Source organism: Marseilla massiliensis (genome assembly GCF_023336985.1).
GTDB lineage: Bacteria > Bacteroidota > Bacteroidia > Bacteroidales > Bacteroidaceae > Prevotella > Prevotella intestinigallinarum.
This window is the reverse complement of sequence record NZ_JAMBLP010000001.1, coordinates 169,250-193,372: the sequence shown is the minus strand read 5'-3', so window position 1 is coordinate 193,372 and position 24,123 is coordinate 169,250. Positions and strand designations below refer to the sequence as shown.

General features: G+C 54.5%; 24 protein-coding genes. 7 read left to right on the top strand and 17 right to left on the bottom strand.

What is annotated here, in order from left to right; all coding sequences use genetic code 11:
• The first annotated feature begins 8 nt into the window (after positions 1 to 8).
• Positions 9 to 278: a LysO family transporter gene (locus M3089_RS00725; protein ID WP_249081229.1), complete on the top strand. Its 270-nt coding sequence runs from the start codon at positions 9 to 11 to the stop codon at positions 276 to 278.
• A complete protein-coding gene (locus tag M3089_RS00720) occupies positions 275 to 877 on the top strand; it encodes a lysine exporter LysO family protein (protein ID WP_249081353.1) in 603 nt (200 codons plus the stop codon). The genes M3089_RS00725 and M3089_RS00720 overlap by 4 nt, the downstream gene beginning before the upstream one ends.
• Before the next feature lie 41 nt (positions 878 to 918).
• Here the strand turns inward: M3089_RS00720 and M3089_RS00715 are convergent, their stop codons facing one another.
• The 8 genes from M3089_RS00715 to hcp all read right to left on the bottom strand — a co-directional run bounded on the left by M3089_RS00715 (position 919) and on the right by hcp (position 9,285).
• Positions 919 to 1,611, bottom strand: coding sequence for an LrgB family protein (locus M3089_RS00715; RefSeq protein ID WP_205110689.1), 693 nt, complete (start codon positions 1,609 to 1,611; stop codon positions 919 to 921).
• The gene (locus tag M3089_RS00710; RefSeq protein WP_205110691.1) at positions 1,611 to 1,967 is read right to left on the bottom strand and encodes a CidA/LrgA family protein; all 357 of its coding nucleotides are present in this window, start codon (positions 1,965 to 1,967) and stop codon (positions 1,611 to 1,613) included. The genes M3089_RS00715 and M3089_RS00710 overlap by 1 nt, the downstream gene beginning before the upstream one ends.
• A 10-nt stretch (positions 1,968 to 1,977) precedes the next feature.
• Positions 1,978 to 2,553, bottom strand: a complete 576-nt coding sequence (locus tag M3089_RS00705) for a cytidylate kinase-like family protein (protein WP_249081228.1) — start codon at positions 2,551 to 2,553, stop codon at positions 1,978 to 1,980.
• A gap of 217 nt (positions 2,554 to 2,770) precedes the next feature.
• Positions 2,771 to 3,694 carry a tyrosine-type recombinase/integrase gene (locus M3089_RS00700; RefSeq protein WP_249081227.1) on the bottom strand — a complete coding sequence of 308 codons (924 nt, stop codon included), beginning with the start codon at positions 3,692 to 3,694 and terminating at the stop codon, positions 2,771 to 2,773.
• 69 nt (positions 3,695 to 3,763) lie between these two features.
• The gene (locus tag M3089_RS00695; RefSeq protein ID WP_249081226.1) at positions 3,764 to 4,933 is read right to left on the bottom strand and encodes an HNH endonuclease family protein; all 1,170 of its coding nucleotides are present in this window, start codon (positions 4,931 to 4,933) and stop codon (positions 3,764 to 3,766) included.
• A gap of 339 nt (positions 4,934 to 5,272) precedes the next feature.
• Positions 5,273 to 6,457: an adenine-specific methyltransferase EcoRI family protein gene (locus tag M3089_RS00690; protein WP_249081224.1), complete on the bottom strand. Its 1,185-nt coding sequence runs from the start codon at positions 6,455 to 6,457 to the stop codon at positions 5,273 to 5,275.
• A gap of 422 nt (positions 6,458 to 6,879) precedes the next feature.
• On the bottom strand, positions 6,880 to 7,614 hold the full coding sequence (gene ric / locus M3089_RS00685) for an iron-sulfur cluster repair di-iron protein (RefSeq protein ID WP_249081222.1): 735 nt from the start codon (positions 7,612 to 7,614) through the stop codon (positions 6,880 to 6,882).
• An 18-nt stretch (positions 7,615 to 7,632) separates the two neighbouring features.
• A complete protein-coding gene (gene hcp / locus M3089_RS00680; RefSeq protein ID WP_249081219.1) occupies positions 7,633 to 9,285 on the bottom strand; it encodes a hydroxylamine reductase in 1,653 nt (550 codons plus the stop codon).
• A gap of 209 nt (positions 9,286 to 9,494) precedes the next feature.
• On the opposite strand from hcp, the gene M3089_RS00675 reads away from it, so the two are divergent.
• The 4 genes from M3089_RS00675 (at position 9,495) to M3089_RS00660 (ending at position 13,117) form a co-directional block, all read left to right on the top strand.
• Positions 9,495 to 10,088, top strand: a complete 594-nt coding sequence (locus tag M3089_RS00675; protein WP_249081218.1) for a Crp/Fnr family transcriptional regulator — start codon at positions 9,495 to 9,497, stop codon at positions 10,086 to 10,088.
• A gap of 115 nt (positions 10,089 to 10,203) precedes the next feature.
• Positions 10,204 to 11,022: a helix-turn-helix domain-containing protein gene (locus M3089_RS00670; RefSeq protein ID WP_249081352.1), complete on the top strand. Its 819-nt coding sequence runs from the start codon at positions 10,204 to 10,206 to the stop codon at positions 11,020 to 11,022.
• 175 nt (positions 11,023 to 11,197) lie between these two features.
• Positions 11,198 to 11,812 carry a flavodoxin family protein gene (locus tag M3089_RS00665; protein WP_249081217.1) on the top strand — a complete coding sequence of 205 codons (615 nt, stop codon included), beginning with the start codon at positions 11,198 to 11,200 and terminating at the stop codon, positions 11,810 to 11,812.
• 273 nt (positions 11,813 to 12,085) lie between these two features.
• Positions 12,086 to 13,117, top strand: coding sequence for an alpha/beta hydrolase (locus tag M3089_RS00660; protein ID WP_249081351.1), 1,032 nt, complete (start codon positions 12,086 to 12,088; stop codon positions 13,115 to 13,117).
• A gap of 100 nt (positions 13,118 to 13,217) precedes the next feature.
• Here the strand turns inward: M3089_RS00660 and M3089_RS15785 are convergent, their stop codons facing one another.
• The 9 genes from M3089_RS15785 to M3089_RS00620 form a co-directional block, all read right to left on the bottom strand.
• Positions 13,218 to 13,343: a hypothetical protein gene (locus M3089_RS15785; RefSeq protein WP_262922127.1), complete on the bottom strand. Its 126-nt coding sequence runs from the start codon at positions 13,341 to 13,343 to the stop codon at positions 13,218 to 13,220.
• A gap of 144 nt (positions 13,344 to 13,487) precedes the next feature.
• The gene (locus M3089_RS00655; protein WP_249081216.1) at positions 13,488 to 14,510 is read right to left on the bottom strand and encodes a nucleotidyl transferase AbiEii/AbiGii toxin family protein; all 1,023 of its coding nucleotides are present in this window, start codon (positions 14,508 to 14,510) and stop codon (positions 13,488 to 13,490) included.
• Positions 14,503 to 15,111, bottom strand: coding sequence for a DUF6088 family protein (locus M3089_RS00650; RefSeq protein ID WP_249081215.1), 609 nt, complete (start codon positions 15,109 to 15,111; stop codon positions 14,503 to 14,505). The genes M3089_RS00655 and M3089_RS00650 overlap by 8 nt, the downstream gene beginning before the upstream one ends.
• Before the next feature lie 371 nt (positions 15,112 to 15,482).
• The gene (locus M3089_RS00645) at positions 15,483 to 16,532 is read right to left on the bottom strand and encodes a tetratricopeptide repeat protein (RefSeq protein ID WP_249081214.1); all 1,050 of its coding nucleotides are present in this window, start codon (positions 16,530 to 16,532) and stop codon (positions 15,483 to 15,485) included.
• 36 nt (positions 16,533 to 16,568) lie between these two features.
• The gene (locus M3089_RS00640; RefSeq protein WP_249081213.1) at positions 16,569 to 17,087 is read right to left on the bottom strand and encodes a hypothetical protein; all 519 of its coding nucleotides are present in this window, start codon (positions 17,085 to 17,087) and stop codon (positions 16,569 to 16,571) included.
• Between the two features lie 1,194 nt (positions 17,088 to 18,281).
• Positions 18,282 to 18,740 (bottom strand): hypothetical protein, encoded by a 459-nt coding sequence (locus tag M3089_RS00635; protein ID WP_249081212.1) that lies wholly within the window; start codon positions 18,738 to 18,740, stop codon positions 18,282 to 18,284.
• A 117-nt stretch (positions 18,741 to 18,857) separates the two neighbouring features.
• Complete coding sequence (locus M3089_RS00630; RefSeq protein WP_249081211.1) at positions 18,858 to 19,514, bottom strand: hypothetical protein; 657 nt, start codon at positions 19,512 to 19,514, stop codon at positions 18,858 to 18,860.
• A 125-nt stretch (positions 19,515 to 19,639) separates the two neighbouring features.
• Complete coding sequence (locus M3089_RS00625; RefSeq protein ID WP_249081210.1) at positions 19,640 to 20,359, bottom strand: hypothetical protein; 720 nt, start codon at positions 20,357 to 20,359, stop codon at positions 19,640 to 19,642.
• A gap of 174 nt (positions 20,360 to 20,533) precedes the next feature.
• Positions 20,534 to 22,111, bottom strand: a complete 1,578-nt coding sequence (locus tag M3089_RS00620) for a hypothetical protein (RefSeq protein ID WP_249081209.1) — start codon at positions 22,109 to 22,111, stop codon at positions 20,534 to 20,536.
• 1,021 nt (positions 22,112 to 23,132) lie between these two features.
• Here M3089_RS00620 and bla point away from each other — a divergent pair.
• Entirely contained in the window at positions 23,133 to 24,038 is a 906-nt protein-coding gene (gene bla, locus M3089_RS00615) for a class A beta-lactamase (protein WP_249081208.1), read from the top strand.
• Positions 24,039 to 24,123 lie beyond the last annotated feature (85 nt).

The window sequence follows — 24,123 nt, the reverse complement described above, 5'->3', positions numbered from 1 at the left end:
GACAAACAATGTTCACAGTCATATCATCAATGCTCGCCGGCATGGCCGCGGGCTTCGCGCTGAGGCGCCACAAGTCACGGTGGCAGCAGCATGTGGTGACGGCGCTCATCTGGGCGCTGCTCTTCATGCTGGGCCTGGGCATTGGCTCGAACGACGGCATATTCAACTCGCTGGGGTCGATAGGGCTGCGGTCGGCAGCCATCGGCACGGCTGCCACCATAGGCAGCGCGGCGGCATCTTGGCTGCTGTGGAAAAAGACAGGGAGGGACAGGCAATGAAGGCAAATGCCGGAATAATAGGTTTCTTCGTGGCAGGCATAGTGCTGGGCCGGCTTCACGCCGTGCCCGCCACGGCAGACCTCGACGCCATAAGCCTCGAGGTGCTCTGCACACTGATATTCTTCGTGGGCTACGGCATAGGCAACGACACCACCATGCTGGCCCGGTTCCGCAGCCTAAGCCCCGGACTGGCACTGCTGCCGGCCGTGTCAATACTGGGCAGCCTGGCCGGAAGCCTGGCCGTGGCCATGCTCGCCGGAGGCCACAGTCCGGCCGAATGGCTCGCCGTGGGCAGCGGCATGGGCTACTACTCCATATCGAGCGTGCTCATCACCGGCTACCGGGGCACGGAACTGGGCACCATAGCCCTGCTCTCGAACATTGTGCGCGAGATGATTGCACTGCTCGGGGCACCGCTGCTCGTAAGGCTGTTCGGCACACTGGCACCCATAGCGGCTGCAGGGGCCACGGCCATGGACACCACGCTGCCCGTGATAAGCCGCACATGCGGCCCGAGGCTCGTGCCCGTGTCTATATACTGCGGCATGGCCACCGACTTCAGCGTACCGTTCCTCGTCACGCTCTTCTGCTCGATGTGAGCCCACGGCGGCAGCCACGGTCAGCCAGGCCACGGCCGGCATCACAGGAACAGGGCAAACACCGAGGCGCCTATCACCGTGAGTATGCCGCTCACCACTATCGACAGGCCGCTCGTGGCTCCCTCGACCACACCCATCTCCATGGCCTTGGCCGTGCCTATGGCGTGTGAACTGCTGCCTATGGCTATGCCCTTGGCTATGGGCTCCTCTATCCTCAGCAGCTTTAGGAACTTCTCGGCGAAGATGTTGCCGAGCACGCCGGTGACAATGATCGACACCACGGTGACCGACACTATGCCGCCCAGCTCTTCAGACACGCCCATGCCTATGGCCGTGGTTATGGACTTTGGCAGGAATGTGACGTATGCCTCGTGGCCGAAGCCAAACGCAAGGGCAAGCAGCAACACCGTGACGAGGCTTGCAAGGGCCCCGGCCGCGATGCCGCACACTATGGCACGGTAGTTTTTCTTGAGCAGCTCCACCTGCTGGTATAGCGGCACGGCAAGGCACACCGTGGCCGGGGTGAGCAGGTAGCTCAGCCATGCCGCCCCGCGGCTGTAAGACCCGTAGTCGACACCGAGCACAAGCAGGGCGGCTATCACGAGCACTATCGACACGAGCAGCGGGTTCATGAAGCCCCAGCCCGTCTTGCGGCGCAGGGCCACGCCAACGGCATAAGACACCAGGCTGATGCATACGCCGAAGTAGACCGAATCGCAGAACAGGCGTTCCATCAGCGACCCTCCTTTCCGCGGCGTATCATCCGCTGCGTAACCAACCCGGCCACGCCCATTACCACAAACGTGGTAAGCACGGTCACGGCCACATAGGCCACCAGATGGCCGGCAATGTCGGCCCACGAGTCAACCAGCCCGACGGCCGCCGGGATAAACATCACCGGCATGACAGCTATGAGAAACGTGCTCACCTCGCGCACATCCTTCACCTTGACCCATTTCATCTGCAAAGCCACAAACAGCATCACGATGCCGTAGATGCTGGCCGGTATGGGCAGCGGCAGCATGGCGTGCAGAGCCTCGCCCGCAAACGAGAAGGCGAGTATTATCAGAAACTGTGTGATATACTTCATGACAAAGCCCTCACTTTATGCCAATGCCTTCGATATACTGCCTTATAAGCGCCACGGAACGCTCGGCCCCGAGCCTCACGCTGTCGAAGCACAGGTCGTAGTCGCTCGAGTTGCCCCACTGCAGGTGGGTGTAGTACCTGTGGTAGCGCACCCGGCTGTCGTCCATGTCGCGCACTGTCTCGCGCGCCTCGGCCATGCCTATGCCCTGCTCGGCGGCCACAGCCCTTACACGCTCTTCCTCGCGCCCCTTGAGGAACACCGACACGAGGTCGGCCCTCCGGCGGAATATGTAGTTGCCGCAGCGGCCTATTATGATGCAGTTGCGCTGCCCTATCATGTCGGACAGTATGTCGAGCGCCCTGCTGTGCACCGGGCCCTCGCTGTGGCCGAGGGCCGAGATGGCAAACAACAGTTCGTCGACGGGTCGCTCCTCAAAGAAGTCGTCCATCTCTTCGAGCACACCCTCTGCGCGGGCCATCTCCAACAGGCCCTTGCGCGTGTAGAACGGTATGCCGTAGGCGGCGCCCAGCATCTTGCCGATGGCCAGTGCGCCACACCCGTATTGCCGGGCTATAGTGATAATCATTGGCGTTTGATTTTAAGAAAACGGGTGCAAAGTTAGCAATATTAGCCGAGAAGCGTATGCACCCGGCCATATTTTTTGCCTTGCGCCCGCCAATGGCGGCATTCCCACGGTTTGTCACTTCGTCATCACACTCCTCAAATCGGCATAGCTCTCCACCACATCGCAGGTAACGGTGGAGTTGGATATGGTGGCGAAGTGGCTGCGGGCACACTCCAACTCATTGCTCTGCTATCCCAAGAAACTTGTTCATACGCTCAATACATTTCTTTTTTTGATGGATGTTTGGATGAACATACAGGTTGAGCGTTGTTGCCACATTTGAATGACCGAGTATCGCGCTTACCGTCTTGTAATCGCATTGGCTCTCTATGCAACGGGTTGCAAAGGTGTGGCGCAGCCCGTGGAACACGATTTGAGGAATGCCAAGCCGCTTCAATAACCGATAAAAATAGTCACGGTAAGAACGTGGTTCTTTGGAATGTTCAGATGCACCTACCACAAACGGAGAGGCAGAGGCTTTCCTTACTGTTCGCAGACTTTTGAACAATAGCGTTGAGAAGGGTATCTCCCGGCATGAAGTCCGTGTTTTGGGCGATGAGTGTATTTTCTCTGTGGATTTCAATTCGCAATTGTAAATCCGCCCTACGGTACGCCTTACCGTGATAATACGTTGGCAGAAGTCCACATCTTTCCATTGCAGTGCGCACACTTCGCCAATTCTCATGCCTGTGCAAACAGCCAATAGCACACCGATGTTCTGTGTTGTAGGTGTTTCAATCAGATGCCGCATCAGTATGCGCTGATGCGTTATTGACAAAGTCGGCAATCTGTTCATTTCCATATCTGTAGGATATTCAATCTCCCAACCGTCGAATGGAAACATCTTGTGTTTCTTTCCGTATTTGGCTACAGACTTCAGAACAGCCACCATATCCCTTACGGTTTTGCGAGCAAGGCCACACGACAGTTTATGAATTACAAACTGTTGCACATCATCTTCTGTGATGCTTGTCTTAGCCCCAAAATATGGAAGCAAATGGGTTTGCAGCGTCAGCAAATAAGCACACATGGTAGAGTGCTTTACTATCGGACGCTTTGCTGCACGCCAACGCATTGAAATTTCTTGAAATGTATTCTGCATATACTTGTTTTGAAGGAATTCATACTATTATAACTCCCTCAAAACAAGTATATTCTGCAACATGTCACATTATTTGTTTCCTTTCGAGCGGTTGTGCGTCTTGCACAGCATTTCGCAATTTTCAATTGAAGTAGCGCCGCCTTTGCTCCATGCAGTCACATGGTCGGCATCCATTTCATTGAACTTGTATATGCGTGTCTTGTTGGCATTGTCGCCTATGGCGCACAGTGGGCAGTTGGAAACGCCCTTTTCTTTAGCCGCTTCTGTCTGGCGGGTGTATGCCGCACGCTTCGTTGACTCTTCAAACAAGCGTATCTGAAGCAGGCTTTTGTCTTGTTCGCCGCCTAATACGTACTCATATATATTGCGTTGGCATTTGATGCTCTCGTCGGCTTGCAAGGCAAGCACACGCTGCGTCACATGGTCTATGCTGTAAGGCGTTTTATGGTAAGTCTCGTAAAGCCTTCCCCACTCCAATCCGCACATGTCTCGCTCTATCATAGTGAATGTGGTGGAAACCCAATCTATCACAGAGCGGAAGTAATTGTCAAGCTCGCCTATTGATGTGTCACGGCGGTGCTTGCTCATATAGGCGTCTATGGTCATCCCCTTGCCGGCACACACCCATTTTAGGGCTTCAGCCAAATAGTCCTGCCGTTTCACATCGCCTTTCACGTAATGGCTCCATTTTTGAACTTCTGCGTTTTGCGAATTGCTGAACACACGTTTGGCTGCCGTGACAAACTCGCCCGAATAGATGGCATTGCGCAATTCCTGCTCATTCAGGGGTATGCCTGTTATATTGATTGTCTTGAACCATTCCTTGATTTCTCTTTCTTCTCCCTCGCATTCGTAGACGAGCAACGGAGATTGCATTATCTTCTGTTGCTCTTCTATGGGGAGACCGCTGAAGTATTCTTCACGCCCTCCATAAATTATGGCAAATTTACCGGTGACAAACCGACCGAAAGAGGTAATGCGCTGTTGACCGTCAAGAACTTCAAAACGCCCGTCGCTGGTGCAATTGAAATAAATAAGCCCTATAGGATAACCTTTCAACAGCGAATCGATGACTGCCACATCGCGCTTGCCGTCATTGTATATGTAATGACGTTGATACTCTGGCTGAATGGTAAGCCGCCCGTCAAGCCCGAACAGTCCTTTGCCTTCCAGCTCGTTATACGTGAAACCTTTGCAAATGTCTGCTACGGTCCATTCTGTATGTAATGTTGTTTTCATATTTTTTGTTTTAAGTTAATTTGAAATTTTAGGGATAAGTTTAGAATTGGCTGATATGGATAAAATTAAATCAAAGTTAGGGAAGCTGAATGGTGGACCTCGATTTTATGTAGAACGTGACGGGCAACTTATCCGGCTCTATGAAAGGGTGCTCATTCGTAAAATCAGAACACATACGTTGAAATCTTAGGGATGACCGATAGAGGGAACGAATGGGGATTGAAAACTAAAGAATACACCATTGCCGACGCCCCTAACTTTGCAGATTTAAACCGTAGAGGAACGATTTGCAGCAATGGATGTTTAGTTTCAACGTATGCCCGATTACTGATACGCAAATTATAGTTTAATATGTCTGACAAGTACTCTTGCATAAACTTGGGTATAATATTTCCCGTCAACAATATAATATGTTTCATTCTGAGGAATCTCATAATGAAGAAGCACTGCTCCGTCATTAAGTTTAGTCACTTTAGATTTCTTTCCGTAGCGGTCAACTTGGATTTGTTCTGGATAAATTTTGGAGGCACTGCCGAACCATGTCTTTGTAATCCCTAAGATTTCAAATTGCTCCGGGCAATATTTGTCAAGGAATGAGATGGGAACGCCCATTACTCCGTCATAATCCGAAGGGATAGCGTCTGTAAAAGGAACTTCTATAGCGTCATAGTTGTCATAATGGTCGTATGCGGCTTTACCCCTAATTTCCTTGTGGCGCGAGTAGCGCAGGTTGTCGGCCATTGTCATAAGGCAGAGTGGTTCGTGGCGGCGACCATGGTCTATATTTGTAAACCATCGCACACCTTTCACTCTGATAAATTTTCGCCCATTCTCATCAATTCTCCACCCAGCCGCATTCAGAGGATATTCCTCGGGGACTTCAAATTCCCTATCACCACTATGAATAGAATATCCCATCCACATCCTGTTTCCTTTTATTAATGGGAAGGTTTCTTTGTATGTTACAGCATTCATATTTCCGATAATGATGAACTTTTTATCAGCAGAAACAATCCAAGCTAAAAACTCTCGAAAGAGAGAAAATGGAGGATTGGTGATAATAATATCTGCTTCATCACGTAATTTCGAAACTTCCTTACTTCTAAAATCACCATCTCCATTAAGATATTCCCACTGCAAATCATCAATGTTTATTCTTCCGTCACCAGATAAGTCTTTATCGAGAATGAATATCTTGCCTTTCGTTTGAGCCTTTGAAGGATCAAATTGAGGAGCATCAGTTTCAAACAACGTGGGCGCAGACAAGAGTTTCATCTTTTTTGCATCAGGCGCATAGCTCGTGGAAATGAGTTTCTTCAATCCAAGCTCATCAAACTTGGCGGCAAAAAAACGTGTAAAATTGCTCCACTCGGGGTCATCGCAAGGCAATAAAACGGTCTTCCCCCTGAACACGTCAGGGTCGTATTCAAGGTAAGCGTTCATCTCAATTTCTATATCATGGAATTGAGTGTAAAACTCATCATTCTTTGCAGCCTTGGCTTCTTTCAAATTACTATTTGCCATTGTATCTTAGTTTCATTATTCTCATCTAACCGGATTCGGAACGAACAGACATCTTGCATCAGCATTCAGACTGCCTGCAATGCTTGCCTATCCAGCCAGGCTTATGCCACCAGCCTGCAACGCCTCATTTCGTTCGGTATGTCTGTCCTTCCTTCTGTCTTACGGTTGCAAAGATACAAATTTTATTTTATCCCTAAGCGCCAAAATTAAGTACTTTTTAACATGACTATAGCTGTATGCCATAAACACACCGTATACCACAGCATTTGCTACTATCCGCGAGCCCTTGCCCCATTTTTTAAGCCCGCCTGCGTGTTGCGCAGCCCATCATGCCACTGCCGGGCAGCCATGGCGGCCCACCCAAAGGTGCTTGCCCCCATGCTGCCCGGCAGCTGCTATGGTATTTTGACAAAGACATGCTGTCAGCCCATGACCACAGCCTGCTCCAAGGCCACGGCCCGCGGGAAGATGATGTTGTTCTCGAGGTGTATGTGCTCGTGCAGCGCGTCTCTGAACTGGCGCAGCTGCTGCATGGCCAGAGCATAGCTTGCACAGGCGTCGGCCGGCGCGGCAAAGTCGGCGGTGAGCGCGGCTATTCGCTCAAAGCGCTCTCCCTCGCCGCTGTGCTCCATCTCCATGACCGCTATTGGGTGTTCCACTGTGCCGCAGCCGAACGGCGCTATGGACGTGCCGCGCCTGTGGGCGTCAAACAGTTCGTAGATATATGGGAAGAGCACCTGCTCCTCTTTCGACAGATGGCTGTCGAGGTCGGCCAGCGACTGGCTGAACAGCCGGGCCACCTCGGCCAGTTCGGGGTGGCGGCTGCCGTGCACTTCTACCACACGCCCCAGCAATTGGGCCGTCTGCGGGCCTCGCTCGCGTATGTTGCGGTGGTGAATCTTCAGCACATAGTCTACGAGCAGGTCGGTAGGCCACTCGGCAAACGGGCATGCACCCGCCCCCTGTCTGTCATTGTGCGCACAGAGCTCACGCTCTACCTCGGCGGGGTCGAGGCCCTTTTGGCGGCATGCCTCGCCGAACATTACGCCGCCGTGGCAGCAGAAGTCGATGCCGAGGCGGGCGAACACCGCCGACGCCCCGAAGTCGGAGGCCACTATCTGGCCTACGGTCTGTGAACGGTAATCAGTCTGTTTCATTTCTTTTCCTCCTTCATTTCATGCCAAACCGAATTTCTCCATGTCTTCGTCGACGGTTCCCACGCCGCTGATGCCGAAGTTGTCAACCAGCACCTTGGCCACGTTGGGCGACAGGAAGGCCGGCAGCGTGGGCCCGAGGTGTATCTGCTTCACGCCGAGACTGAGCAGTGCGAGCAGCACGATGACAGCCTTTTGTTCATACCACGCGATGTTGTAGGCAATGGGCAGCTCGTTGATGTCGGCCAGTCCGAACACCTCTTTCAGCTTCAGGGCTATGACGGCGAGCGAGTAGCTGTCGTTGCACTGCCCGGCATCGAGCACCCTGGGTATGCCGGCGATGTCGCCCAGCTGCAGCTTGTTGTACCTGTACTTGGCGCACCCGGCCGTGAGTATCACCGTATCCTTGGGCAGCCTCGACGCAAATTCGGTGTAATAGTCGCGGCTGCGCATGCGCCCGTCGCACCCGGCCATGACCACAAACTTGCGTATGGCCCCGCTCTTTACCGCCCCGACCACCTTGTCGGCCAGCTGCATCACCTGGTTGTGGGCAAAGCCGCCCACTATGCTGCCACGCTCTATCTCCGTGGGTGGCAGGCAATTCTTTGCGGCGGCTATCACTGCCGAGAAGTCCTTGCGCCCGTCGGGCCCTGTCTCGATGTGCCTGCATCCAGGGAATCCGGTAGAGTTTGCGGTGAACATGCGCTCCTTGTATGCGGCTCCGGGCAGCGGCGGCACTATGCAGTTGGTGGTGAACACTATCGGGCCGTTGAACGTGGCGAACTCCTCGCGCTGCTTCCACCATGCGTTGCCGTAGTTTCCGGCAAAGTGCTCATATTTCTTGAACGCCGGGTAATAGTGTGCGGGCAGCATCTCGCCGTGGGTATATATGTCGATGCCCGTGCCGGCCGACTGCTCCAGCAGCTGCTCGAGGTCGCTCAGGTCGTGGCCGCTGATCAGTATGCCCGGCCTGTTGCGCACGCCGATGTCTACGCTGGTGGCCTCGGGGTGGCCGTAGGCCGATGTGTTGGCCTCGTCGAGCAGCGCCATGGTGCGCACACCGGCCTCGCCGGTCTTCAGGGCCAGGGCGGTGAGCCCTGCCGCGTCGAGCCCGCCCACGGTGACATCGGCCAGCGCAGACTGCATGAACCGGTGCAGGTCGGCGTCGTCGTGGCCCAGCCTCATGGCATGGTCAAGGTAGGCGGCCATGCCCTTCAGTCCGTAGATGATTAGTTCCTTGAGCGAGCGCACATCCTCGTCGGGCTCGCTGAGCACCCCCACCTCGCCGGCCTTGGCGTCGAAGCCGTCGCGTGAGCCCGCCCACTCCAGTTCGTCGGCTGCGGGCAGCCCCACCCCCATGGCCTCGGCTTTGGCTTTCAGAGCGTCGCGCACGGCCAAGGCCCTCTCCACGCGCCGCTCTATGCTCTCGCGGTCGAAGTTGGCGTTGGTGATGGTGCTGAACAGGGCGTCGACCACAAACTCGTCAACATCGTGGGCCACGTCAACGCCGCTGTTGCGCAACCTGTCGGCAGCCACGGCAATGCCGCGCACCACAAACAGCAGCAAGTCCATGCTGCGGGCCGTCGCGGCGTCTTTTCCACACACGCCCTTCAGTATGCATCCCGTTCCCTTTGCCGTCTCCTGGCACTGATAACAAAACATCCTATTCTCCATTTCTTTCTGTTTTTATTTAAATTATTTGATTACTGTTGTCGCCAAACTAAATGTTTTTATTATATTTGTCTGTCGCAAAGCATGCCCCGGCGGCCATGGCCAATGCACGGGAGCGCCCCGGCTGCTTATCGGCGGCAAAGGTACGGAAGCAAATCCTATAAATCTGTACCATAGGTTACATTCGGTACAAATAATAGTTAAATGTCACAATGGAACTGTCTGCACTGCTAAAAATAGCCCCGTTCAGGGGGATGGACGAAGACGACCTGATAGCCTTTCTGTTTGCAACGCCAAACAGCCTGAGGCGCTATGCCCCGGGCGACATCATCGCCCTGCAGGGCGACCGCTGCAAGGGGCTCTACATACTGGCCTCGGGGGCCGTGCGCGCGGGCATGGTCAACGCCGACGGCAAGGAGCTGACCATCGAGGAAATAAAGGCGCCGGCGCTGCTGGCCTCGGCGTTTGTCTTCGCCACCGAGAACAGGTTTCCGGTGATGATCGAGGCCACTGAGCCGTGCGAGCTCTTCTTCGTGGGCCGCGACCGCTTCATGCAGGCCATGCTCTCGTCGCCCGTCATGCTGGGCAACTTCCTCACCGACATATCCGACCGCAGCGTGTTCCTGAGCAGGAAGGTGAGCGAGTTTGCGCTGCTCGACCTGAAAAAACGGATAATGAAATACCTCGATACCCACGGGGCCATACACAACCAGCGCGAGGTGGCACAACGCCTCGGGGTGACACGGCCCTCGCTGGCCAGGGCCCTGGCCGAACTGGCCAAGGAAGGGAAGCTCGGGGGCAACTGACAGCAACAGGGCCGGCATGCCACAAGCGCACGGCGGCAAGGCCAAACGGACAAAGAAAGACATAAACACCACATATATGGAACGACTGAACAACGCCGGACAGGCTGAAGGCCCAATGCACGTGATATTCAACTACAACGACGTGTTCTTCAGCTTCTTCTACGACGATACGAGCGGATGCACACACCGGTCGCACGACTTCGCCATCAACTACGTCTACTCGGGCATGATGATTGTCGACAACGGCAAGCAGCAGATACGCGTAGACAAGGGAGAATGCGTGTTCATTCCGCGCGACCACCACATAACGCTCTACAAGCGCACGGCCAACGGCGAGCGATACTGCGGAATATTCCTCAACTTCAAGCGCGGCTTCCTGCGCGAGATGTTTGCCAAACTGGGCAACAACCATGCATACGACAACACGCCGAAACTGCCGCCGCAGGTGATGAAGCTGCCAAAGACGGCCGAGATAGCAAGCCTGTTCACGTCGCTCACCCCATACTTCGACACCGAAGTGAAGCCCCACGCCGACTTCATGCACCTGAAGCTGCAAGAGGGACTGCTCGCACTGCTGCACATAGACAAGCGTTTCGCCCCAACACTGTTCGACTTCAACGAGCCGTGGAAGATTGACATTCTCGACTTCATGAACTCTAACTATATGTATGAGTTCACGCAAGAGGAACTGGCCCACTACACAGGGAGGAGCCTGGCCACGTTCAAGCGCGACTTCAAGAAGGTGAGCGGGCTCACGCCCGAGAAGTGGCTAATACAGAAGAGGCTCGAAGTGGCATACAACATGATACGCGAAAACGGCGCCAGGGTGGCCGACGTCTACGCCAAGGTTGGGTTCAAAAACCCCTCACACTTCTCCACGGCGTTCAAGAGGCAGTATGGCGTGCCGCCGACGGCGGTGACCGCCACAATGTAAGATGGACTTCAGAATAAAGAACTTTGAGCCCCACAGCAACGACGCCGTGGGGCTTTTTGCGTAACTTTGCAGGCGATAAACGGCAACAGGCCATCAACGACCGGCAGCCACGGGGCTGCGCAGGCTGGCCGCAAGCCAGACAACTTGAATGACAGACAACAAACAACCAGCAGAAATGAAAGTACTGATGATAAACGGAAGCCCACACGCCAAAGGCAACACGTATGTTGCGCTGCGCGAGGTGGCGGGAGAATTAGAGAAAAACGGCATTGACAGCGAAATAATATCCATCGGGGCCAAGGCCGTACAGGGATGCATAGCCTGCGGCAAATGCGCCGAACTGGGGCGGTGTGTATTCAACGACACGCTGTACGACAAGGTGAGGACGGCACTGCAGACGGCCGACGCCATCGTAATAGGCTCGCCGGTCTACTATGCCGGGCCCAACGGGTCGTTGTGCGCCCTGCTCGACAGGCTGTTCTACTCGGCCTCCGACCTTATGCAATACAAGCCAGCGGCAGCCGTGGCCGTGTGCCGCAGGAGCGGTGGCAGCGCAACCTTAGACCGCCTCAACAAGTATTTCACCATAACAAACATGCCTGTGGTGAGCTCGCAATACTGGAACATCGTGCACGGGCGCACTCCGGGCGAAGCCAGCCAAGACGCCGAGGGGCTGCAAACAATGCGCACGCTGGGCAGGAACATGGCGTGGATGCTGAAGAACATGGAGGACGGCAGGCACCCGGCACCGACGCCGGAACCGAGAGTAATGACCAACTTCATAAGGTAAACCGACACCCGGACAACACAAAACTAACTATAATAAGTAGGTGTTCAAAATTAATTGCCATCAAATTGTGCGCTATTTCGGGCCGCATGCCAAAGTCCGAAGAGAGGGCTTGGCGGGCTACGCGACCGACGAGACTTTGGCATGCGGCCCGAAAGAGCACACAAGATGGTGGCAAAAATATAGAGGACACCTGCAAGGTATATTGTATCGGTTAATTTTTAACAGCTACTTATGAACAGGAAAACAAACTTACTGGCCGCCGCCGTGCTCGCCATGGCATGCAGCACGGCGGCCTGCGCCCAACAAAACAATCCTAACGCAAATAGATTTATGGAAGAGAAACTGAACTTGACTGAGGCGTGGGACAAGGTCTTCACGCAAAGCGACAAGGTGGAACACACCAAGATAACGTTCCACAACCGTTACGGAATAACCCTGGCGGCCGACCTCTACGCCCCTAAAAACGCCACGGGCAAACTGCCTGCCGTGGCTGTCAGCGGCCCGTTCGGGGCTGTGAAGGAACAGGCTTCGGGCCTCTACGCGCAGACCCTGGCCGAGCGTGGATTCCTGACCATAGCCTTCGACCCTTCGTTCACCGGCGAGAGCGGTGGGCAGCCGCGCTATGTGGCATCGCCCGACATCAACACCGAAGACTTCTGCGCCGCGGTAGACTACCTGTCGTCGCGCGACGACGTTGACCCGGGGCGGATAGGCATACTGGGAATATGCGGATGGGGTGGCATGGCCGTGAACGCCGCTGCCGTGGACACGCGCATCAAGGCCACCGTGGCGGCCACGATGTACGACATGAGCAGGGTGACGGCCAACGGATACTTTGACGCTGCCGACAGCGCCGACGCGCGCCACGAACTGCGCCAGCAGCTCAACGAACAGCGAACCGAAGACTACAGGAACGGGGTGTACGCCCTGGCAGGAGGGGTGGCCGACACGCTGCCGGCCGACGTGCCGCAGTTTGTGAAAGACTACCACGCCTACTACAAGACAAAGCGCGGCTACCACCCGCGCTCGCTCAACTCTAACGGCGGATGGAACAAGACGTCGAGCCTTTCGTTCCTCAACATGCCGCTATTGGGATATGCGGGCGAGATACGCAGCGCGGTGCTGCTCATTCACGGCGAGAACGCCCACTCGCGCTACTTCAGCGAAGACACGCGCAAGAAACTGAAGGGCGACAACAAGGAACTGCTCATCATCCCCGGGGCCAACCACACCGACCTCTACGACAACATGGAGAAGATTCCATTCGACAAGATTGCCGAGTTCTACGGCAAGTATCTCAGGTGACGCCCGGCCGCAACCGCCGGCAGCCACCGCCAAACGCCCCCGGCCCGCCCCATGCCATGCGGCATGCGAGGGAGGAGCCGGGGGCCGCCATGCAGTGCCGTCAGCCGCCGGCGGGGCGGGATGCGCGGCGCGTGAGCTCGAAATAGACGGGACGACCCGGTTCCTGCAGCTTGGTGGAATACAAACCGAAGCGGCCGCACAGCTTTCCGGCAATGTCGTCGAACACGATGTCTATAACCCGATTATGCTACTTGAAAGCTAACTTATTGAAATACAATCAAGAAAATGGAGAGAAACCTGCGGACTTCTCCCCATTTTCCCGATTTCGTGCAGAAAACCGTCATAAATGACAGTTTTCGACTTGGGGTGACTATCTGCGGAAGCGAGCTTGCAACTCTGTCATTCGCTCCAACATCTGATTAAAGGGGATGGCATTTCCTGCCAAAATCATCTTTTCCCTCATGATGTTGTAGTCCAGCTCCCATGCTGACAGATATTCTTCGGGTGGCAACAAAGTAATGACCTTTCTGATGTCGGTGTCATAATCTATACCCTTCATCGAAGTATAATGCTTTCTGTGGTGACTTATGCTTTGCCACAGGGCATCATCGGTCACGGCCTCACGTGCAAAAGGCTCATCCATCATGCGCTCTAAGTCATACAAATGCCTTGACTTACGATTAGCATTGGCACATCTGTCGGTGGAGAAGAGTTCGTGCAACAAGAAGGCTTTCTCCAAGAATGTTTTTGCCGGGAGGGCGGTACGGATATTGGACTGCAAAATTTGAGTATCTACTTGCGGATAAGCCTCTGACAACATACTGTTTACTGTTGCATCTGCGTGTGGCTCCATGAGTGATCGTGCGCTCACCTCCAATATAACCGTTGGTTTGATGTACTCAGAGGTGATTTGACCATACTCTTCGGGAAACAAGCTCTTATAGGTTACATATACCTGACGAGGCTCGGGATAAGTGTTGTCGCCTTCGCCATCTTCTTGTGGCTCTACGTTACACCAAGCATCCAAGCCCAGCCGCACGATTGCTTCACGCAAAGAATCGCAGAATTCCGTGCGGACAAAAACCGAGGAAGCCTTGCGCAACTTCTTGATTTGTTTGATGGTAGGGCTATCACCATTAAATGTGCCAAAGTTGTCGCCGTACGCGAGGTCTATGTCTTCCGACATTCGGTTTATCAAGCCCCACACCTTGCTTAGCGATGAGCCACCCTTGAACACCAACTTGTCTGCAAACGGCAGCTGGAACACCACTTGCAGCATCAGCGTAACCCAAAGGTCTTTCTCGACAACGGTTTTGGGCAAGCCCACATGAATGGCTGTCTGCTCAATGAAGAGCCGCTTGCCATTGTCGTCCAAATCAAAGTACTTAGTCATAGAATGTCAATATGTAGTTCCGAATCCATGCCGGCATGAGCTTCAAGTCCACCTTGGTTTGCTCCAATGGAATATTTGCCAGCAGCTTTCTGATGCGGTCTGTCTGTTCGGACAGAATGTTGTCCTTGCCTATTTCCTTCAAAGCAAAGGTGATGAGCATCAGGGTGCGGTTCGTGAACGTGAAGTTTTTCAGCGGAGCGTGGATAAACTTCAAGGTGCGACCATTGCTCATCTTTATCTCCTTTGAGCTACCGTCCGTTAGAAAACATAGGTTCATCGGCACTTGTGTGGATAATCCTAACAGATTGGCTGCATTAGCCCCCGTAGGCTCAATGCGAACCTTATCCCTTTCCGCCAGCCTCCTTGCTATCTCTTCCAATGAGGGGTAGATAATGCCCAGACCATACACATCATCAACCTTGGGCATATAATAGATGCCCTGCCCAAGGCGCATAATTCTCCCGGCATTAGTTTCACGTTCCAATACCTTTTGTATCAGTGATGACTTTACACCTGTGTCCGACAAGTCGGACGAGAAGAACACTGTTCCTGCTTCCAGTCCACTAATCTGCTTACTTATGATGCTACTTTGTGTAGGCATAATTGTTAATTGTGTCGCAAAAATACAACAAATTTCCGACAAATACAAATTTATCCGTTGATATTTTATGGGCAATCTGGTAGTTCACCTTATCTTACTCTATTTCCTCATTGTTAATACATTACAGAAATGGATACCTTACCTATCTTGAACTGTTAATGTACCCCTCACTTCCCACCGATTTCTGTCCGTACACCGTAAAGAAAAAACATTTTTAATGGATGCAGATAACGGCTTTTTCGGAGAGGTAAATGTCGGTAAATATTATGGAGGTTGAGCCACGCCTATTGGAATGTGTTTTTGCACGACGGCGGGAAAAAAGGCGGAAAAGATGCGGTTAACATCCGTTGAAATCGGTGGTTTATAGATAATTACGAAGAATTAACACCATCAGAAGACTTGTATGCAAGCGCCCCGCTGCGCTCATACCTCTCGGCAAGCGTCAGCTGCCCGCCGGTGAACACCAGGCGGCCGTCGGCAGCAATCTCGCCGCTGTAGGCCACACTGTCGGTGCCCGTAACGATGGTGCCGCCAACCCGGCGCCCTTCGCGGTCTACCGCCATGGACATGCGCAAGAGCGCCACCAGCCTGTCGCCGCTGTAGTCGTACATCACCATGAAGCCCTCGTAGCGCCCAGGGACAAGCATGGTGTCGGCAGAGGCCGGAACGATGTCGGGCATGGATATGGGCAGGCTGGCATATTTCTCATCATCACCATAGACGTTGCTGAGGTATGTCTCCTCATGCTTGCGCACCATTTCGGCCCTGGCCTCACGGCACTTGAGGACAATGGCGCGCCGAAGGCAGTATTTGGCGGCTGCCGAGTCTTGCATGCACCCGAATCCGTTGCGGTGGCAGATGCCCAACATATACCACGACATTCCATCTTTCATCCCTGCAGCCTCACGAAAGGCAGCCACTGCCGCGGCATAGTCTTGCCCGCAACCCAATCCCTTGTAGAGCATATAGCCCTTTGCATACAGGCACTGGCGATTGCCGGCATCGGCTCCTTTTGAAAAACAAGTATATGCACGGACAAAATCACGGGCCACGCCTCCACGACCCTCCTTGTACATCATCCCGAGCACATGATATGCCTTGGCATAGCCCGCACCGGCGGCCTTGCCCAACAGTTCGGCCGCGCGATTGCCGTCAGCGGCAACGCCACGGCCCAACAGGTAGACATTGCCGAGGCTGAACATCAGGTTGGCTGCCGAATCGGCCTCCACGGCTTTTTCGAGCGTCCTGGCGGCACGCTGCAACTGTGCCGGCGAACTGTTCCGGTTGCCCAACACCTTGATGGCACCGACAGCATCTTGGTTGTCGTACAGGGGGTTGAGATGGGGCGACGAATTTTCATGGATTAGGTCCGACGGCTTCTCGCGCTCGGCGGTCAGCCTTATTCCGCCGTCAACAAGCATCACTGAATCGTTGGCGACAAACCTTCGGTTGTCCCACTACCACATATACCGCTTACTGTCGACAACAAACTGTGTGTATTCTGCCAGCCGCTTTTCGGCTTCCTCATATCTTCCTGCCTGGTATTCCATGTATCTCAACTCCGCGTTTGACATCGTTTCGTCTGACATGTCGGGATTGTCGAGCCCGGAATTGGAGTAACACTTCACGCTGCCCGGGTCAACCTCGGTTGTTATCACGCCGCCTGCCACACTGTAACGGCCACGGAGCCTGATGTAGATTGTGCCGCCGCCAACCGTGCCAGCCTGACGGCCAGACCTCTTGCCGCGCACAGTGGAAACATGCCGCCTGCCGGCGGCGGTGCTACCCGATACGTTCAGCCTGAATGTACCATCGTTGCGGAATTCGAAAATGCCTTTATATTCATTGCATACTGCCGACAGGTACAGACTGTCGAGAAAGGCTTGTGAACAATACCACTTGCCAACGACACCACTGGCCCTGCCCGGCTGCAACAGCCCAAACATCATTGCTACAATCAATAACGCATTCTTCATACACTACTTCATACAAATCTGCATTCACAACTATACTGCGCCCGACTGATGGCATGAGGCATCACAGCCATGCACGGGCTGCAATGGACATTGGCGGGCACAACCATGCGCAACACCGGGATGCCCTGCAAGGGCACTATATGCGCTTGTGCGCAAACTTAACAAGTTTTATCAACAAAAGCAAACGTAACCCGGACGAAGTGCGGATACCGCCCAACATTTAACAATCTTTACGGAATGGGGTAAAAAGACTTTTCGTAAAAAGCTTAAATGGGTTATTATTATAAGTATCTGTTCAAAATTAACCGATACAATAGACCTTGCAGGTGTCCTCTATATCTTTGCCACCATCTTGTGTGCTCTTTCGGGCCGCATACCAAAGTCTCGTCGGTCGCGTAGCCCGCTACGCTCCCTCTTCGGACTTTGGCATGCATCTCCTACATAGCGCACAATTTGATGGCAATTAATTTTGAACACCTACTTAGCCCTGCAAAGCAACATTCCACGGCCGTTGTTCGGGGGCCGACGCCCGATTGGGGACAATACGGTGAAAAAACATGTACAACTTCAGGCAAGAAAGAAAGCCACAGGCAGCAACCACGACTGAAGCACATAATGAATATGCAGCGTTTGGGATTGTGAAACGACACGTATCGGGATGCGATACGGCAAATATGGAATTGCCATACGGCAACATACGCAATGACAGCAGCGCCCACTAAACGCACGACATTGCCCACACTGCAAACGGCCATCACGAAGACAAGGGCGCAGCATGCGGCAAGCCCCCCACTACACTGCCCTTGGCAGGAGGGGAGGCCCGCCTGCACTACAGCCTGCACAACGGCAAACGGACGCAGGCGCAAGCCTTTGCTCAATGAGGCGCTTCACGGCATGCACGCTGCCATCGGCCATTAATGACTTCCAGATAGAGCCTGGTGTCCGGCGACCCAATGCGACTGCCCTGCATGCAAAACAGCACGGCACGGCATGCAAAACAGCACGGCGCGGCACAACCGGCCATGCCCATCAAACGCCCCCATTGACTCACGCCATGTGGCATCGCTCCACCAAGTACAGCCACAGGCTTTCTGCACCATGGGTTAATGGCAAATGGCCGCCCGCATTGGACATCCATCAGGCAAGGCTATGGCATAGGGGGCATGGTGGCGGCTGGTAGTGCTGCACGCCGCATTATTTATGGATGAGGGCGGCAAACTCTCTGAACCGGGTGAGGTTGTCGAACAAATCGAGGTCGAAGACCACCTCCGACCCGTCGGTGAGCTCTACCGAAAGCAAGCCGTCGTCTTCGTCATAGCTGACGGCCGTGATGTCGGCTATCAACAGCTCGCGCATCTCCGACTTGCGCCTGCCTGCAAACGGATAGGTGATGCGGCCGCCGTCTACTGTGATGACGCCTCCGGCCTTGGCCAGCAAGCGCGCATGCCTGATGGCCATGAGCACCCTGATTATCAAGACATGTCCCGCAACAACGAGGATGACCGTGGTTGGAAACGGGTCGAGGATGCGGGCGGCGCCAATTTTTATACCGAAAGGATGGACAATCGGTACGAGTATGAGCATCAACGACAGAATAATGTTGACCAAGTTGTCGCGGTAAACGGACTTGGCCACGTAATTGAATGTTTTCATCGAGTAACAGTTTATTTTGATAATAAGCTATTGTATCTTCAGACGGCCCGACATAAGGCCATGCCCTACTGCGGGCATGGCCCCAAGACAAGATATAACCATGTGGCGGAACAATGGTCAATCATCCAACGACACGGTGCCGTCGGGATTGACATTGACATCGGCCGTGTAATATACATTCACCACCTTGCCGGCGCTTTCCTCGGTCTCCTTGCCGTCTTCGGTGAAACCGATGGATATGGATTTCTTTATCGAACCGACTTCGGCTTCGTCTACACCCAGCGACAACTTCTCAGGAAGCACCTCATTCATGTCGAAAGACCTGACCGACTTGAATGTGCATCCCTGCGGAACGAGCTTCTTTGCCTCGGTGATGTATTTCTCCAGCTGAGCCGGGTCTATCTCCGACAGCTCTATGCCCTTCAGCTTTTTGTAGTCAACGTCGTTGAAAGACATGCTTTTTTCGTCCATGTCGCCCACAGTGCCGTCGGTATAAAACGTCTGTTTGAACGCCATGTTGTCGGGATTGATCATCGTAAGGTTCACAAACAACATGTTGTTGGTCAGTTCTCCTTTCTCGCAGAAGGACATAGCCACTATCTTAAACCGCTTCTGGTCAACCTTTTCTTTCAGCATATCTATCAACTTGGCATACGACTCGGCCTTGTCCATAGGATATTCTTTTTCTTTCACAAGCGACCCGATGTCGCCCTTGCACGCAGCCAACAGCACTACCATGCAGAACATAACCATTGAATTGATAACTCTCTTCATTTTCTTGGATTTTAAAGTTAATATTTTATTTTCTAAAACTACGCCATCACTCGCCACCGACAATGCCCTACGGTGGGCCACATCCGCCACATCCGACATGATGAAGGTGCAAGCCGGCCGTGCCGTCAGGCTGAGGGCCAGGCATAGAGGTCGGCAGGGATGCACCTGATGGTGCCTTCCCAGCAGAAGTGGGGCACTATGCCGTCGGTGGGAAGATATCCATTTGGCAACTCCCTGTCGTCGATGTCGATCCGACGCACAAATGCCGTTGCCCCCTCGGCCACGGTCTCCGGCAGAGCCATCTCGCCACGGTCGCCCTCGTCGGCAATCATGTCGATGATGCGCTCGCACCCCGGCGCCACGCGCTGCTTGCCCTCGCTCATGTTCCTCAGGGCCAGGGCCACCCGGCTCACCCACCCTGCGTTGCAGGCATGGGCGTCGTCTGTGGCATACACGCCAACGACAGTGTGTGTCGAGGCATCGTGTTTCTCGCCCTTCCATGCCTCGGCCGGGGCTTTTACCACACCGACATACACAATGTGCCCCTCTGTGTACTTGCGCAGCCACTTTATCTTTCCGAACCAAGGCGCCCTGCCGGCCATCCTCTTGAAAAACTGTGTTTTAATGCTGCGGGGTATCGCCACGTAGGGCGTGAGCCTTTCGAGCGATGTGGGATTGTTCCACCTCGCCCTGTCGCGCCTCTGCTGTTCGGCTTCGCGTGCCCTGCGTTCCGCCAGCTGTTCGCGGTACGCACTCACGTCGAGCCCTTGCGCCTCGAGCTTGTCAAGGTCGTTCTCAGTCATTTTCCTCTCCCATTCAGATGCAGCATACTTAACAACTCCCATAGCTATACCATGTCTGAACTTTCACCTGTCAGCTTGATTGCCGTGCCACACTTGCCTCCATCGGGGCCGCCCCCGGTGCCACAGGCGCGGGCACCCCACAGCGGCAAGCCGCCGTCCGGGATGCCCGCCCTTCTGCTTAGGGCCGGGCCATGGCATCTGGCGCGGGCCGAAGTATCATCTGACCACCTGCTTACGTGTTACAACGCTTCCGTCGGGCATGGTCGACTTAACCACATACAGTCCGCCCCGCGGCGAGCTGACGCTGCGCCCCTGCAGGTCGAAGTATTCAGTGCGCACGGGGACCGTGGCGGCATCGGTGCGGCCTATGCCCGTTGCGGCCATCCACCATGTGATGCCCGACTCATTTGTCACGCCATCCACCGTGTAAACGCTCTGTATGCCCAGCCCGTCGACATTCTCCTCGTAGAGGTAGAAGCGGTGGTAGTCGCCGTAGGCCAGCGGGAAGTCATAGTCGTCGGAGAAGTTGTAAGATACCAGGCTCATGGGCTGCGACAGCTTCACATACTTATCCGTGGTGAAGGTGTACACCGACTCCGGGCCCATGTAAACTCTGTACGACAGTCTGTTTGCGCTGATAGGGTTACCGTCGACGTCCTTGCTTGGCAGGTTGAACTTCACCTCCCGCCCAAACGACGGGCTGTAGCTGCCCACATCGTAGAACTCGGGTGCAGCCGGCACGGCCGGCTTCAGGTCAACGCGCGAGTATGTGGGGTGGAAATAAGCCTCCAGCAACTTGCCTCCCGTGATGTCGGCAGTGATGGCATAGAGGCAGTCGTCGGCCGATGTTATTGTGCCGGCGGCCTCGTCGAAGGTAAGCTCAATCTTGTCTGCCAAGTCGAGGTGGGTGCCGTCTTCGGCCTGGCGCAGCTTGCCCGGCACGAGGAAGTAGTGCAGGCCCCACGATTCGTCGGCCCCGACATACTGCGGCTCGACCACTATGCGTCCGTCGGCATAGCTTCCCTTTATCCAGTAACCCTTGCCGGGGTTCTCCGGGTCGCTGATGTACACGGTGTTGCCGTCGATGGCCACCTCGGCCTGCGCCGACAGTTTCTCGTTTTGCCGCGTGGTGTAATCAAAGCCGTAAGGCTTGGGTGTGAGCCCCTCGGGCAGTGTAGTCAAGTGGTAAGGGCTTGGCATCACCGTCAGCTCGCTGACGCCTGTGCCAAGGAAAGTGCCTCCCCTGAGCACAATGCCCAGCAAGGCCTTTGGGTTGCCGAACGTCTCGCCCTCGGCCCTCTGCTGCCTGAGCACGCCTTCGCTGTAGGTGAAATAGATGTCGGTGTCTACCGTGCCGTCTTCCTTCACGTCGGGCAGAACCTGGGCAGAGCCGCCGTCGTAGCTCACAGCCATCCTCATCACGTAAATCATGTCGCCCTCGTCATAGTCTATCGCCTGCGGCGTATGGGCCACGTAGCGCCCGTCGCCCACTGGCTCGAGCTTGAGGTAGGAGTTCGAGCGGTAGCCCGGTATGGGGTTCAACACATACAGGTTGCCGTCGGCCCCCTTTACGTATGAGGCTATTCCGTTGTAGGTCTGCTGCATGTATAGGTTTCCCGAGTCGTAGATTAAAGAGAAGTTCTTGCCTATGACGTCGGTAACGTCCTCTCCGTCGGGCTTGTCATAAATGATGTCCGACTCTCCCGGCCATGTCACCTGTGCGGCCGACGGTGCCTGGGCATTGGCAAAACATGCCATTGCCATCAGTCCAATACCAAGTAAAGTTTTCTTCATACGATGCTGTTTTGTGAGGCAGGCCTGCTTGCTGGTAGCGCCAAGCCCACCGAGGTTAATACTTTGCTGTTGCTAATCGGCTGTCGATGGGCGCCAAAACAGGGTTAAGGTTGCTCTCATCGGCCGTACATTTGGATGCTGTTGAATCTCTATGCCGTTGTTAATGTATGTAGAGCGACAAGGCGCCACCAAGCCCCCTGGGCCACAGATAAACACGGGGCGGCATCATTTCCCCCTACTTTACGGCGGTCAACAATGAAAAGCGCCATGCCACAGCCGGATTGTGGCCGGCGCCCCATCGTGACCACTGCCTGTCACTCTTGCTAATTACAAATCCATTAAACGCTCCCTTTTGCCTTACTCCCAGTGGCATCACGCCATGCAGATGCAGCCTCCGGCTTGCTGCACCATGGGGTTCAGGACATAGGCCCGCCGGCCTTAAGCTTCTCTTTAACAAAGGATTTCTGCATGAGATGCCCGGGAGCCAAACAACTACTGTAATCCCCTACTGATGAAACGCAGAAGATAGGGTACTTGCTGTCAACCAAAACCATTCTAAACCTACTTTCCATTTGCATCTGACAAGCTGAGCTCACGAAATAACTCGCTCGCAAATATAACGATTTTATGTGTTAACGGAAAATAATTTTTATTCAAATATTGCATTTGAACGGTCATTTAACATACTTTGTATGCGTTTATTCGCATTTCGTACATAAAATAAAACAAAACAAACAAGCACGTTTATACACTTATTTACATCCATTGCAAGTTTTCATGACGTCCGCTTAATGTGGCGGAGACGAAGGCGATGTTGCGCCAGATGGATGTGCGCGTCAACAGGCCACCACCTCGGCATGGCGGCGATGGCTGGCGGCGGCAGGCAAGTATGGGCCCGCCGTTTACAAAATAATTGTACAACGCGTTGAAAATAACGGCCGGGCGTTGGCCGCATTTGAAATATTTCGTAACTTTACCAACTGTAAACCATAACAAATCGGTGACAATAACTACAGTTGGAATGAAACACTACAGACATGGAACCTGCCTGTGGCAGCGATTGGCTACGGCCGTCGTGGCAGCCTTGTGCGCCCATGCGGCTTGCGCCTCAAAGCTGGCCGAGCGCATCGACTCTATAATTGGGGACAAAAAGATGACGGTGGGCGTGGCCGCGGAATACGCCGACATGCACTTCGTGCTCAACGACTCGGTGCGCTTCCCGCTGCTCAGCGTATTCAAGACCCACGTGGCCATGGCCGTCACGGCAAGGATGCAGATGGACGGGATAAGCCCCGACAGCGTGGTGCACATTGACAAGGGGCGACTGAAGAAAGACACCTACAGCCCGCTGCGGCAGAATCACCCCGACTGCGACATTGACATAACGATAGCCGAACTGATGCGCTACAGCGTGGCCGAGAGCGACAACAACGCCTGCGACATCCTGATTGACCTGGCCGGAGGCATAGACTATGTAGACATGTACATCAGGAGCCTCGGCGTCAGCGGTTTCAGCATTAGCGAGACTGAGGCTTCGATGCACGCCGACAGGCAGCTCTGTTATGCCAACTGGAGCTATCCCGAATCTATGCTCGACGTGCTGAAGGTGGTGTTCGCCCCCGGCGACACCCGGTTTGCGCTGCTGCGCGGCATCATGCTCGGCACGTCTACCGGGCGCGACAAGATTCCCGCCGGTGTGCCCGAGGGGATTGCAGTGGCCCACAAGACAGGCAGCTCCGACCGAGCCGGCGGCATCAAGGCAGCCGACAACGACGCCGGCGTGGTGATGCTGCCCGGGGGCAACTGCTACATAGTGGTGTTCATAATGGACTCTGCCGAGACCGACAGCACCAACGCCGCCACCATTGCCGCCATCACCCGGGCCGTGTTGGCCGAGGCCGGGTGCGCTGGCTCTGCCAAGCAGTGAGCCAGGCAAAGACAATCCGCCGCCGATGCGGGCCAGAATGGCTCGCTCCGGCGGCGGATTGTGCTGTCGTCAACGCCTTGCAGCG